We start from the raw sequence: 13026 nt of genomic DNA, 5'->3' as shown, positions 1-13026 counted from the left end.
GCGACAGGGATTTCTTTGCCTGCTAGCACGCTATGGAACATTTCGACGATGCTCCGAAAGGAGCGCCTGGGACTACAGGTTCCCAGAATGGTATCGGTGTGCCCGAGATGGGTCGATCTACGGGATGGCGCAAGGCCAGTGCGAATCTGGCAGTCGCTGAGCAGCTGGCCGAAGCCGGTGAACGGGCCGGGGTGCCCAAGATTGAGGCCTTCGTGGCCGCGAAGCGCGTCGGGGCTCATATCGGGCTTAAGGCCAGCGATTTGCTGCTCCTGGACACTTTGGGGGCCTTTACGCAGCCCCAGGATTGGGAGGAGCGCCGGCGGCCGATCGTTTGGGCCTCCAACGCCTATCTGATGGAGCAGACCGGCTTCTCGCTCTCTGCGCTCAAGCGCCATGCGCGGCGGCTGGCAGAAGCGGGCGTGATCGCGTTCAAGGACAGCCCAAACGGCAAACGGTGGGGCAGGCGGGATCCCGACGGGCATATCGTCGAGGCCTACGGCTTCGATCTGTCGCCTATGGCGGCCCGCGTCGAGGAGTTCATGGAGCTTTACGGCCGTATCCAGGAAGAACGGGCTCTGTGCCAGCTTCTCAAGCGCCAGATCACCGTGGCGCGGCGGATGATCCGTGCCCGGATCGAAGCCGCCCTACAGAGCACCCTGAGCGGCACCTGGACCGAGTATCTGGCGCGCTTCGAAGGCCTTCTTGCGCAGCTTCCTCGCTCCAATGCAAGCTCTGGGACCCTCGAACAGGTCCTTGCCCGGTTCCAAGATCTGCAAGAGTGCGTGGAGCAGGCTTATCTCAAAGCATTTCGCCGCGATGAGGGTGTGGAGAACGGATCTCAAATTGAAGTACGAGTTGCTGAACAGACTCAAGAAATGAACCCCAAGGAGATCATTTCCGAGCCTCATATACTAACTACAAATCAACTCCATCCTGTAACATGTAATCGCTCAGAAACTGAGCAAGCGGCGGGCGTGGCGCATAAAGATCCTACGGTTGCGCCGGTTGAGAGGCCGGAACGGGAAGGGGAGGGGGCTGAGGTGTCCAAAACACCACGAGGCGTGGCCGTGGATGTCCGAACGGTCATGCAAGCCTGTCCGGAATTCGCCTATTGGGCACGAAGCATGGGCGGATATCTGCGGGATTGGGGTGACTTGTATCGGGTCGCCGGCGATCTGAAGAAGATCATCGGGATTTCGGATCATGCCTGGCTGACCGCACAAGAGGTTATGGGCAAGCAGATGGCCGCGGCGGCGATGGCGCTCGTGTTCGACAAACATGCCAAAGGCGAAGTGTCCTCGGCCGGCGGGTATCTCCGCGGTATGACCGAAAAAGCTGGGGCAGGCGAGCTGCATCTCGAGCGAAGCTTCTATGGCCGGCTCAGTGGGCAGGCAGCGTGATGGGGAGATCTGGCCTTTGAGACTGATTGCGGGAAATATCTTCTTAGGCACATATCAGTTAAAGCCAATATTTTCGTCGTGACGTGGTCCATGCTTGAACATCCGGATTTCGTCGAAGAGCGCGATGCGCTGCCGGAAGAGGTGCAGGACAAGCACGATGCGGTGATCCCGGTGCTCGAGCAATACGGGCCGCAGTTGGGACAGCCGCATGTCGATACCTTGGCAGGATCGGCGCATGCGAACATGAAGGAGATCCGGGTGAAAGGGCAGGGGGGCTGGCGGCTTTGCCTTTGTGTTAGACACCGACCGGAATGCTGTGGTCCTGGTCGGCGGCGACAAGAAAGGCCAGAACCAACGACGGTTCTACAAGACGTTGATTGCCACCGCGGACTAGCGTTTCGACGATTAGCTCGCGGCAGATTGAGGAGATAGACAATGACGATGTCACTTGGCACCTAATTGTAAGATTGCGGCGGTTTTTCGTGCGGTGGGCAGTTGATTTGAGACCACGAGCATCTCCAGTCTCAAATTAACTGCATCTGGCGAGGGCCTGGCAGTCCGAACGCCGGATGGATCAGATGGTCGGTTTCTTCCATGAAACGGATTCTGTTGTGCCCGAAGGTATGCGACTGAAGCATCTGCAGCATTTCCGGGCCGGCCCGCTCGACAATGGCGACGCCTGCCAGAAGCGCCCTTCGGATATGGAGTGGAACAATGGGATGCTTGGGCGAGGACGTCATCAAGGTCTGGGATAACGACGCCAAGAACCCTATAGCGCCATAGTTCGGCGTCCCGAGGGAATGGCAAGGGCACTCGGCGCACCAGCAGAAAACGGGCGAGTTCCAGCGGTGATGTCCAGCTCTGGATGCCGCGTTCTGCATCATCGTCGAGCAGCTTCTCTCCACGCAGCGGGGCGCCCTACACCTACGTGACAACGGAGCAGTTCCTGGTCGCCTTTGATCTGGAGTCGCTGCAGGACCTGCCAGATCGCGAGCAGCTGGAAGATGCGGGGCTTGGCAAGGCATAGCCATCGATGCTGAAGGTCGTCTAGTGCAGACTGTACAGGTCAAATGGTGAAGGTAATTATGGACATTTCGTGAAGCCTCTGGCAGACGGCTTGTGAGATGAACGAAGTAGACGAATATCTTCCGCGACACCTAACGCCTGAACTGCAGGAGGCTCTGGCAACTGCACGGGTAGTCAACGTTGTAGGACCAAGGCAGGTCGGTAAGACGACCCTTGTCCGTGATCTTTTTGAACAAGGTCGTTTCGTCACGCTAGACGATGCGGCCATCCTGGCGGCAATGGAGGCAGACCCCGAGGGGCAGCTGACGAGCCTTGCGGAAGAACAGAGTGATGTACCGGTCATCATCGACGAGGCTCAAAGGTGTCCAAAGCTCGCGCTCACCATCAAGAAAATCGTCGATCACAACCGCCGGAAAGGACAGTTTGTCCTGACCGGGTCATCCAACGTCTTCACGACTGCAGAAGTCGCAGACTCACTGGCCGGCAGGATGCAGACGCTTAAGCTTTGGCCCTTGACGACATCCGAAGTCAATCGGTTGCCGGCAAACCGGTTGATCGATTGGGCGATGCAAGGCACGCCATCCCTGCCGCAGATCTCTGCTCCCACCCCTTTGGGGCGCAAAGACTATGTCGACTTCATTCTCATGGGTGGATATCCCGAAATCCGCACACTGCCGTTGCGGTCACGGCAGCGGCGGTATCGTGACTACATCGATGCGGTCGTGGATCGAGACGTGGCAGACGTCATGCCGGTTCGAAAGCCCGATGCCCTTCGTTTCTTGATCGACCAAATGGCAGTACGAACGGCGCAAGAGATCAACACATCCGAACTGGCAAAACTGGCAAAGCTCAAGCGCGAAACGGTTGATCAATACCTCGACATTCTCATGCGGCTCTCGATGGTGACCAAGCTGAGCGCGTGGATGCCGGGAGAGAGCAAACGGGATATCAAGCAACCGAAGTTCCATTTCGTGGATACCGGAGTTGCAAGTGCGCTTCGCCGACTGAACGACCGCTCCTTCGACATAGGCAATAGTCCTGAGGCACTGGGCGGCCTGATGGAGAGCTTCGTTGTTGGCGAGTTGCAGCGTGCCCTACCGATGCAGGACGAAGACTATCGCCTCTATCACTGGCGAAGCGCCGACCGGCGAGAAATCGACATCCTGATCGATGGGGGGCACCGACTGGCAGCGATCGAGGTCAAGTCCGCGGCCACTGTAGCCGCCGACGATTTCAAGCACCTGAAGTGGTTTGCCAACGATGGGCCGGGAAAAGGGCGTAGCACCGTAGGGATCGTATTCTACCTCGGGCAGGAAAAGTTGACCATAGGTGACGGCAACTTCGCACTGCCGCTCAGCACGCTTTGGGCGGCAGTAGACTTGAGTTAGATCGTACTGACTACGCTACGCGGTCCATGGTGAAATGCAGCAGAAGACCGAGGAACATCAAAGAATGCCTCAAGCCGTTCGCCTCCGCAGAGCGACCGCCGAAATCACACCATGTATAGCGACACCAGCGCCTGTAGGCGTCTGTCGCGGCAGCTTCTCTAGCCTCGCGTAGGCTGCGCGTTAGCGTTTCGGGCAACAAACGTCGCAGCATTGGCGATGCGTGCGCGAACCATGATGGTGACAACAAGATCGGACGGTCGAAACTGCCATGCTCGATATCTTAAAGGATCGTACATACCGGCGATTGTTTCTTGCGCAGGTCGTTGCATTGGTTGGCACAGGGCTTGCCATGGTAGCGCTTGGTCTGCAGGCCTACGATCTTTCGGGCGGCAACGCGGCTTTGGTTCTCGGCACGATTTTCGCAATCAAAATGGTTGCCTATGTGACCGTCGCGCCGGAGGGCGCGTCATTGGCCGAGCGCCTTCCGCGTCGCACCGTTCTGGTGGCGCTCGACCTTGTGCACGCGTTGGTCGCCCTCAGCCTGCCTTTCGTCACCGAGGTTTGGCAGGCCTATGCGCTGAGAGCCGAAAAAGCGTACTCTGTGTTTGTTATGGGAGAGACATGTTGTTGGCCAAAAAGCCGAACCGACACACATTCGACCATGCTGGAACGCCCCAGCATGCCAACGACCTGATGCCAAATCAGCCAATCATTCCGCACATAGGACGTTATCCAAAACCATCCGCGCCGCGCGCGCAGTTCTTCTGGATAACGTGTTCCGTACTTCGCCTTTCCCATGACCCAGTATCCTTACTTCCGGGTCTCCGGCAAACAGGGGGCGGTTCAGACCGCCTACCGGCGATAGAACTCACACACAGACATTGCCTGGCAAAACGCACCAAGCGCAGATAGCCTCTGCGGTTTTTTGATCCCGCTTGAACTCGCAAAGCTCCTCCCGGTTGTAGAGCGATCAGATCGAAGGTTCGGCTTAACCTCATTGCAAAGACATGCTGGACGGGAAAATGTCACCGGACATCCAGAAAATCTATTCGCGATAGCTCAAACCAGAGCACTTCCAATATCAAATGAATGGTTCCTTCTCGTTATCGTTTGAGCACCGCATGCTGCCGACGTGCGTTATAGATGTTCATGATGGACCCGAGTGGCGTCTCGCCAGCGAGGGACGTCTTGGATATCTATCATCGCGAACCCTTCCTCGTCCTACAGTCATGCATGAATCAAACGGCGCGCATCAAATCAACAAAAGCGTCTTCAATAAATAAGCCCACTGTGTCGCTAAAAAGAAGTTCAAGGCTAAGCACGAGAGCCGACAATGCTTGATATAGCTAAATCCTATCATAATATATCTATTCTGTATTGGCTTTCCGCGTCGACATGCCCGAGGTCTACAAAAGTAATGTCTCGGAAACGCTATGACGGATGCGCTGGTTTTCACTACTAATACTGCGCTGAGTTTGGGATTTCCTAACACTGGTCCGCTCCAGAAATAGTTCCAGAGTAGCATCACGTTAAGGATCAAAAACCTGGGGATGCGCAAGCGTGCCCGACTAGAATAGAAATAGCATGCACGAACGGAGAGTACTTTGAAGAGAATAAATGCAGTGTTGATGTGTGCCGCCGTAGCCTTCACTTCTTCTAATTCACTTGCGAATGCACAAGGCGTGAATCCATGGCAAGAGTGCGGGATCGGCGCGATGGTTTTTCCGGACAATGGTGCCGCATCAGCGATCTCTAATATCGTTTGGGACCTTGGGACCACGGCAGTTAGTACTGCATTGTCGAGCCCAGACCAATGCCAAGGCGCGACGGTCCAGGTCGCTGCCTTTGTCAGCCGCGGGTATGACCACATCGCACGAGAAACGGTTGTGGGCGATGGCGAGTATCTGCGAACACTGATGGGCGGGATTAACTGCGATCCAGCCATCCAGCCAGCGCTTCTTGCGGATGTGCGTGACGGTTTCGCTGCCCAGCTACAAGACGCGGACTTTTTGTCCAAAGACGGCAGCGGAAAGGCGGAAGCTTATTTCCTAAGCCTGCGTGATGTTGTGCAAGCCAGCTATGTGGATAGTTGCGAAAGCTTCTGATTAAGCCGATCGATTGTAGTTGATCTGGGTCAGGCGGCGGTGGCCGCCTGATTACTTTGGAGGAACAGGTTTTTGAGATCAACCAGATTGCCAGCGTTTCGCCTGGCATTTTTTTTAGTTTTTGCTTTGCAGTCTAATGATGCAGCCCCCGGTGTGCTGAAGAATGCCGTCCAGCTTAACGACAGCGCCGGCGACCCTCTGTGGCTCAATCTTCTACAGTATGACGTTTCGCGTGTTTCGCTCCGTAGCGATGTATTGCCAGGCAATTTCTTTCTCACGGACAATGGGCACCAAGACCCCGAGGCGGAACTCTTGGCCTTCATTGATGCGGTGTATGCTCCTGTCCCTGATGACCCCAATACACACGCTATCTGTCGCTTCCCTGCGCGCGTCTTGTACCTGAGAAGGGTGCTTGATGTGAATGATTTGCCGGAGCTATCCTGTCCCGATTACGATGCTTGGTCAGGATATGGTCGTATCACCGGCGCGACGCTCATCTTTGCGTCTGGGAGTCTCGGCGATCCAGCGACATTTTATGGACATATCCTTTTGAAATTCACGAGCAACGCTACGTTTAGCGGCAACGTGGCGCGTCAGACTGGCCAAGGTAACTTGTTGGATACATCACTCAACTACGGTGCAGTCTTCCCCCAAAACGAGAATGCTGCTGTCTATGTGGTTAAAGGGTTACTTGGCGGTTATTCATCGACGTACACCAACGTCGAGTATTACGAACAACGCGGCGACTATGTGCAAAGTCAAGACCGCGACCTGTGGGAGTACGAGCTGAACCTGACGCCAGATGAGCTAGAACTACTGGTTGCGAGTAGTTGGGAGCTCTACCAACAGAAGAACACCTACTATTTTCTGTCGAAAAACTGTGCATATCGCTTTGCTGAGCTCGTCGCCTTAGCCATTGGCCAGGATATCGATTTCCAGGGCAAGCCATGGTCACTTCCACTCGACGTTTTTGTTGATTTGTCCACTATGCGGGGTTCCAATGGGCAGCCGCTGATTGCCAACGTCGAGAGAGTTCATGCCCCCACCACTCGCTTCCTGAGCGCATATAAAGCTTTAGATAGTAAGCAGCAGGCAGCATTGGAATCATCTGTTCGCTCTGCGTTAGATGCCAGTCAACCTTACGTGCCTGCACCTTACTTTGGACGTTCTGATGTGTCTGACAAGGATCGTGCGGAGGTCGTCGAGGCAGCTCTTCTGTACATTACAATGATACGTGCGCAAGATGATGACGGTGACGCGACTGAAGACCTTACCAACCTTGATGGAGCGTTTCTGGTACAACGGATAGAACTGCCAGCTGGAGATACTGGCATCGGTTTGAGCGATGATACGCGCCCTCCACATGAAGGGCATCGAACCTCAACTGCACAGATCACATATCTCAATAACAATCGTCTTGGTGGCGGGATTGAATTGCGTCTCCGGCCGGTCTTAACTGACTTTCTTTCCCTCTCAGCGGGTGAGGCGCCGTTTTCGGAGCTTTCCATGGGTGATCTTAGCTTAATCCTGCGGGACGGAAATGCGCGCCTCCAGGTATTTGACGCGTTGCGGATCACTGCAATTTCGCCGCGTAAGACTCGACTGCCTTACGAATATCGGCCGTCCTGGCGGTTGCGGTTCGGTGCCGAGAGTGAGAGTCTGGCTAAGGATGGAAATGTGGTCGCTCTCGTTGAGGGGGGCTATGGACATGCCTTCGCTCCAACGACAAACACAGTGCTATACGGCATGGTTGAAGGCCGGCTAGATACTGGACGCGATACCGTTCGGGCGGGGTTCAGTGTTGGTGCGATAGCGCAAATAGATGACCGCGTGCAAATGATGTTATCGGCACGTCGCCTCGCTCCAGTCCCGGATTATGATCGACCAACGCTCCAATCTGATCTCGCTCTGCGGCTCGGGAAGCGACGTGACAGCGATTTTAGACTGATTTCGCGGTTTGATAGTAACACCGTCTCAGGGCGAACCATGGAATGGGGGTTGACGTATTCATTGCATTTCTAGCCTGTCAGCTTTGGACTCGTTTTTGTTGAAGACTCTTCCTTGATTGACGGATGAGCTTCCGGCTCAGCTCCGCAGTCGAAGCTTGCCCCTCTCGGGATCATGCTGCACATAACCCTACGAGGCAAGTGATCGCTATCGTGCTGCTCTGACGGCGTGCGTGGTCGTGGCGCTTTGTCCCATATCCGCGTGGCATGGTGCAGAAGGCCCAGGACGGCGATTTGCACCTCGACCGGAGCTTCTATGGGCGTTTGCGTGGCTTGCAGTCGTGACATGTGTCACGTGACGCTTGACATTGCGGGCTTGCAAGGATAGATACACCCGCGATGAAGATCGAAAGTATTGCCCACAAGGGTCTCCGGCGGTTCTTCGAGACCGGTAACGCCAAGGGCATTGTTGGTGACGCGGACAGACTGCGAAAGATGCTGGTTTTCATCGATGCGGCAACGGACCTGAAAGAGCTGGGCGTACCGCCGAACTATGGACTGCATCCGCTGACGGGCGACCGCAGAGAAACCTGGTCGATGACGGTGACGAGAAACTGGCGTCTGACGTTTCGTGTGAATGACGACGGAGCTCTTATCGATATGAATCTGGAGGACTACCATGGCACTTGAAATGCATCTGTCGCTCACGGTCCATGTGGGAGACTGGCTGAAGACCGAGATTGTCGAGCCTACGTCGATCAGCGTGAAGGATCTCGCGGATCATTTTGGTGTTTCACGGCAGGCTCTGAGTACCTTGCTCAATGGCAACGCAGGCCTGTCCGCAGACATGGCGATCCGCTTTGAGAAGGCCTTCGGCGTCAAAGCCGACACGCTTCTTCGTATGCAGACGAGTTATGAGCTGGCGCAGGCGCGATTGCACGAAGAAGATATTGAAGTCGGAAAGCTAGAGGCCGTCGCCTGAGTGGGTAGGGGGCTACAGTCCGGTCGCTTTCGTGAGGTTCACCCGGAACCGGCCCCGCCTGCGCTGATTTTTCGCGTCATTTCGGCTGAGGTATGGCCGAGCTGCTTTTGGACGTAGCGCTCATCGACTTCGGCTGAACTGGCGAGTCCGGCGCGCAAGGAGTGGCCGGCATAGAATTTCACGCGCTCCTCGGCCGATTTATCAGCTGGCCCAATTCCCGTTTCTAGGACGAGCCGCTTGATCAGCCGCACGACATGCTTGTCCCGCGTGATCCGTCGGAACACCGGCCCGAAGTCTGTCTTCGCGTAGTGCAGCCATTGCTCCAGTGCATGGACGGGGCGGGTGACCAAACGGCTGATCGACCACGGGTAAGCTACGCGCAAAAAAGAGGGGCACGATCCCGGAGCTAGTAATCTGGAACCCGAGGTGCGGATCTCATCAAGGCCTGGCTGGCAAAATCAACCACTGATCAGAGGCCGGATACATTTACGCAAGCCAAAACAGTCATCCAACAACTTGCAAACGCAGGGCGGACCATACATTTTTTCCCAACATCTCCTTGAGCGTCGACACATCCATCATCTGTTCGGCCAACAGCTTCTTGAGTTTGGCGTTCTCAGCCTCAAGCGCCTTCAGTTTCTTCGCGTCAGACACTTCCATCCCGCCATACTTGGACCGCCACTTGTAAAACGTCGCATCACTGACCCCGTGCTTGCGACACAGATCAGCAGCGGTTGCACCCGCCTGATGCTCCTTCAATATACCAATTATCTGTTCTTCGCTGAAACGGCTTCTCTTCATCGTCTGCCTCCTCAGTTGGAAAACAGCATAACCTTAAACGCCGGACACTTCAGGGAGCAGGTCATCATTCCCGCATCTTGGTCTCAGGAGTTGCATAGGCTTAATGGAGAGTGATCATCTGGTTTGAGGGCGTTCAATGAAGACGGAGACCATGACACTTGAGTTTAGCAATTGGCGTCTGAACAGCCGCCGGCAAACTCTCCTGCGAAGGACGTAGAGTGCGGCGCAAAGTAGCCCGTGTTGCATCCGCCATCTGTCGGATTGTTCGGACCTGGCTGTTCAGACTGAAACTCCACCTGGAAGGCAACTCATCAATGTCAGAAGAAAATCCACATGTAGTAAGACCATATGAAGGCCTGCTCTCCTTTAAGAACTTGAAAGCATGGGCTGATGGTGAGCAGGAGCGCCGAGCGAGCGAATTTGTTCTGTATTCGGACTCGCATTTCACCGGAACACTGCCTGACGAACGGCCTTATGCATTCGTCAATCTCGTCCCCGGTACCGTCATGCACGGAAACGTACAGGAAGTTCTCCTGTTGCGTATCTTCTGGTTCTTGGAAGCGTCGACTGAGTGGGGCCCGGTTCCGCATGGGACTGACACATCAGAGTATCACGGCGGTTGGGTTCAGGATGAAATTGCCGCGCTCGCCTCGCTCCGATTGGGAGTGCGCCTGAAGGCAGGTAGGGCAACTCGAGAGTTCGATCTTCGCAAAGATGACCGATTTGGTGAAGCGCATGCCAACCGGGTGTCGTTGCCATCGATGAGGTGGGGTGACCATGGCACAGTCTTGCCGATAGCCAAACGTACTGCCAGTCTTGATGAGCTAGGTCACCTATCAGACCTTCGACTTGCCGACAAAGCAAAGTATGCAGCCCTGGTGAAGGCGGCCCGCTCATATCAGGAAGCCCTTTGGGTGGCTGAAAACGATCCGGCATATGCATGGCAGTCGTTGATCAGCGCAATGGAGACGGCAGCGCACTGCTGGTGGGTCGACGTGGATTGGGATGAAGCGGCTGTCTTGGAAGACGTGTTTGAAACAAGGTATCCGGACTTATCTGAGAGTTTGAGGCAAGCGGGAAATGGCGCTTTGTTTTCAGACGTTGTCAGGCAAATTGGTCCTACGCAGCAGGCAACAGCAAAATTCATGAAATTTGCAATGGCCCACAAGCCCGGGCCTCCCTCATTGCGCCCCCCTGATTTTGCGCAGATCAAGTGGAGCAACAGTGAGTTGAAGAAACTCCTCTCCAAAGTCTATGAACACCGATCGATTGCGCTCCATAGCGGTACACCATTTCCGGGCCACTTGTGCGGGCCTCCCGATACACATCCGGATTGGGAGGCCCCCGCGGAACGCGGATCCATTGGAGAAGGCGGCAGCTCCGGCGGTGGGTGGTGGCAAAAAGAAGACTTGCCGATCAGCCTGAACATGTTCACCTATTTTGTGCGAGGTTGTCTCACAAACTGGTGGGATTCATTGGCAGCACGGAGATCTGCGGGATCGAGGTAACCGATTGTCCGTTTTTTTTGCCGAACAGCATGAATGGCCGACGGCCATACATAATCGTATCGCACGGCGACATTCGATCTCAAGAATCCCCGTTCCCCGTATCACAACGAACCCGTCTGACGGCAAAGGCGAGGGTTTCCGGTTTGAAAGGCTTTACCAAGTGCACTTCGATTGAGTTTGTTTCGACACGCAAGGTAGCCGGGCGCCAGTCGTGGGTTTCATCCAAAAAATGAAGGTCCATTGGCTTAGGAAACAATGAACCGGAAGGGTTATCAGCTTCAGGCGGCTCCTGGGCGAGTTGCCTTACTTCCTCGAGAACGCTGTAGTCGCGATCCAATAGGTCTTCGCTTTCCTTTCGAATATCGGTCACGCGATGCAGGAGAACGCCCCGCTGGCGCAAACCTCCGATGCAGGCGTCAAACTGGGTCAGGATTTCGAGCCAACGGGTGGCCGGCTCTACCATGACGCCTTGGAGAGGTATCGGACCGGGATCGCTCGGACCGTGCTGCTGACACTTCCTTAGGGATGCTTTGGGATGAGGTTCATGGCACCGCCTCGATAGAGACTGCAACTCGGCAGTATCTTTGGCAAGGAGATCAGCCGTGACCTGACCGGGCGGTTGCACTCGCGCGGTCTCATCGGGACTGGGCCCCGGTCGCCGAGGCGCGGGGCGCCCACATTACGTGACAACGGAGCAATTCCTGGTCGCCTTCGATCTGGAGTCGCTCCAGGATCTGCCGGATCGGGAGCAACTCGCAGATGCTGGTCTGGCTGCGGGATGAGACCAGGCCGCAGGTCTCACCAACGCTATCGGCACGAGAGCTCTTGATCCATCGGCCTCAGATCTTCAAGCAGCGGAAATCTCGTCGATGAGCTGAGCTGCGACGGCTATCGGTAGAAACATCCGCATTGGAACACTTGCGAGTTCCTGAAATCCGTAGCTCTCATAGAGAACCTTGCGTCGGGTGGTTCTGTCCGAATCCCCACAATCGAGCACGTCGAGCATGACGACCGAGATACCGATCTGCTCTGCGGCTGTTACGATCCGTCTCAAAGCATCGACAAGGAGGTCTCCGCCGTAACTTGATCCGCGATAGCGCTCATCGCGACCGATCATGGAGATATAGGCCGCAGGGATCGAGCCGTGAGACGGTCTCGTTCGAGCATATTTCTTAGGTAGGTCCTCGAACCTAATCGCATGGGCGTTGAGCGCATAGAAACCTATGACTTCCGTGCCGTCCGTAGTCATCACCATCAAGCGGACATTGTCCGCTTTGCTTAGCTTGTTCGCCGTTCTTTTGAAGTAGTTGTCGACCTGATCCACGCCGCAAGAGAAGTTCGCACGATCGTGTTTGTCAGGATCGAAGGGCTCGATCGTGACGTCATCTTCTGTTTGGCTCAACGGGAGGACACGCGAGCCTTGTGGCGCTCGAAGGCTTCGCGCAACTGATCCGTAGGTGGCGGCGGGTTGTCGAGGGCATTGAAGAAAGTCGCATGGTCGGACGGAGACAGAATGGTCGTCTCGTGAGCACGAATAACGTCCTGCGCCGCCCTGTACGCCGCGCTCATCGTGAACACGGAGTCGTCCACACCAGACAGTGCTGCAGCCTGCTGGATCGCAGCTTTCACATGCGGCTTAGTGCGGAAGTTCATACGCTCCGAACTACGCTCGTTGATATCTACTGTGGGGTCTTCAAAGCTACGCATCTCGATCTCCTTTCTTGTCTTGACATGTACGTCAGATCAACGTACGCGTCAAGAAAGATCACAAGGTCGTCACACCCGCAAGAAATGGTGTCACTTGGCATTTAATTGGGTTCTTCTTCAAAGTGTGTGATAGTTGAGCCCTTGTGGACTATAGCCTGCGGCC

General features: G+C 55.5%; 12 protein-coding genes and 5 pseudogenes. 11 read left to right on the top strand and 6 right to left on the bottom strand.

Going from position 1 to position 13026, the window contains the following annotated elements; translation table 11 throughout:
- Nucleotides 1-107: 107 nt before the first annotated feature.
- On the top strand, nt 108-1400 hold the full coding sequence (gene repC / locus GTF44_RS20170; protein WP_171574525.1) for a plasmid replication protein RepC: 1293 nt from the start codon (nt 108-110) through the stop codon (nt 1398-1400).
- Between the two features lie 54 nt (nt 1401-1454).
- Here repC and GTF44_RS22660 read toward each other — a convergent pair whose 3' ends face one another.
- Nucleotides 1455-1610: a hypothetical protein gene (locus GTF44_RS22660; RefSeq protein WP_367383451.1), complete on the bottom strand. Its 156-nt coding sequence runs from the start codon at nt 1608-1610 to the stop codon at nt 1455-1457.
- Here GTF44_RS22660 and GTF44_RS20165 point away from each other — a divergent pair.
- From GTF44_RS20165 to GTF44_RS20130, 8 genes and pseudogenes are all read left to right on the top strand, one after another.
- Nucleotides 1542-1832, top strand: a complete 291-nt coding sequence (locus GTF44_RS20165) for a type II toxin-antitoxin system RelE/ParE family toxin (RefSeq protein WP_367383492.1) — start codon at nt 1542-1544, stop codon at nt 1830-1832. The two genes, GTF44_RS22660 and GTF44_RS20165, sit on opposite strands and share 69 nt — an antisense overlap.
- 466 nt (nt 1833-2298) lie before the next feature.
- A pseudogene (locus GTF44_RS20160) lies at nt 2299-2427 on the top strand (SMC-Scp complex subunit ScpB); the annotation flags it as partial.
- A gap of 97 nt (nt 2428-2524) precedes the next feature.
- Nucleotides 2525-3814 carry an ATP-binding protein gene (locus tag GTF44_RS20155; protein ID WP_171563294.1) on the top strand — a complete coding sequence of 430 codons (1290 nt, stop codon included), beginning with the start codon at nt 2525-2527 and terminating at the stop codon, nt 3812-3814.
- A gap of 268 nt (nt 3815-4082) precedes the next feature.
- Nucleotides 4083-4394: pseudogene (locus tag GTF44_RS20150) on the top strand (MFS transporter); the annotation flags it as partial.
- Nucleotides 4395-5418: 1024 nt separating this feature from the next.
- A complete protein-coding gene (locus GTF44_RS20145; RefSeq protein WP_171563292.1) occupies nt 5419-5919 on the top strand; it encodes a DUF3015 family protein in 501 nt (166 codons plus the stop codon).
- Between the two features lie 72 nt (nt 5920-5991).
- The gene (locus GTF44_RS20140) at nt 5992-7941 is read left to right on the top strand and encodes a DUF4105 domain-containing protein (protein WP_171563290.1); all 1950 of its coding nucleotides are present in this window, start codon (nt 5992-5994) and stop codon (nt 7939-7941) included.
- Between the two features lie 323 nt (nt 7942-8264).
- A complete protein-coding gene (locus tag GTF44_RS20135) occupies nt 8265-8555 on the top strand; it encodes a type II toxin-antitoxin system RelE/ParE family toxin (RefSeq protein ID WP_171563288.1) in 291 nt (96 codons plus the stop codon).
- On the top strand, nt 8545-8847 hold the full coding sequence (locus tag GTF44_RS20130; RefSeq protein WP_171563286.1) for a HigA family addiction module antitoxin: 303 nt from the start codon (nt 8545-8547) through the stop codon (nt 8845-8847). Before GTF44_RS20135 ends, GTF44_RS20130 begins: the two co-directional genes overlap by 11 nt.
- 12 nt (nt 8848-8859) lie before the next feature.
- Here GTF44_RS20130 and GTF44_RS20125 read toward each other — a convergent pair.
- Both GTF44_RS20125 and GTF44_RS20120 read right to left on the bottom strand, forming a co-directional pair.
- Nucleotides 8860-9203, bottom strand: a pseudogene (locus GTF44_RS20125) (integrase); the annotation flags it as partial.
- 187 nt (nt 9204-9390) lie between these two features.
- Nucleotides 9391-9648, bottom strand: a pseudogene (locus tag GTF44_RS20120) (transposase); the annotation flags it as partial.
- 314 nt (nt 9649-9962) lie between these two features.
- Between GTF44_RS20120 and GTF44_RS20115 the strand changes: the two are divergent.
- A complete protein-coding gene (locus tag GTF44_RS20115) occupies nt 9963-11156 on the top strand; it encodes a hypothetical protein (RefSeq protein ID WP_171563284.1) in 1194 nt (397 codons plus the stop codon).
- A gap of 79 nt (nt 11157-11235) precedes the next feature.
- On the opposite strand, the gene GTF44_RS20110 is transcribed toward GTF44_RS20115, so the two are convergent.
- A complete protein-coding gene (locus GTF44_RS20110) occupies nt 11236-11619 on the bottom strand; it encodes a hypothetical protein (RefSeq protein ID WP_171563282.1) in 384 nt (127 codons plus the stop codon).
- A 117-nt stretch (nt 11620-11736) separates the two neighbouring features.
- Between GTF44_RS20110 and GTF44_RS22245 the strand changes: the two are divergent.
- A pseudogene (locus GTF44_RS22245) lies at nt 11737-11938 on the top strand (SMC-Scp complex subunit ScpB); the annotation flags it as partial.
- A 65-nt stretch (nt 11939-12003) separates the two neighbouring features.
- Here GTF44_RS22245 and GTF44_RS20105 read toward each other — a convergent pair.
- Nucleotides 12004-12558 carry a GNAT family N-acetyltransferase gene (locus GTF44_RS20105; RefSeq protein ID WP_171563280.1) on the bottom strand — a complete coding sequence of 185 codons (555 nt, stop codon included), beginning with the start codon at nt 12556-12558 and terminating at the stop codon, nt 12004-12006.
- Nucleotides 12555-12863 carry a DUF1778 domain-containing protein gene (locus GTF44_RS20100; protein WP_171563277.1) on the bottom strand — a complete coding sequence of 103 codons (309 nt, stop codon included), beginning with the start codon at nt 12861-12863 and terminating at the stop codon, nt 12555-12557. The genes GTF44_RS20105 and GTF44_RS20100 overlap by 4 nt, the downstream gene beginning before the upstream one ends.
- Between the last annotated feature and the right edge of the window lie 163 nt (nt 12864-13026).

Source organism: Roseobacter sp. HKCCD6576-2 (assembly GCF_013179285.1).
Taxonomy (GTDB): Bacteria; Pseudomonadota; Alphaproteobacteria; order Rhodobacterales; family Rhodobacteraceae; genus Rhodophyticola; species Rhodophyticola oceani.
The sequence above is the reverse complement of the archived record's forward strand: the minus strand, read 5'-3'. Positions and strand labels throughout refer to the sequence as shown.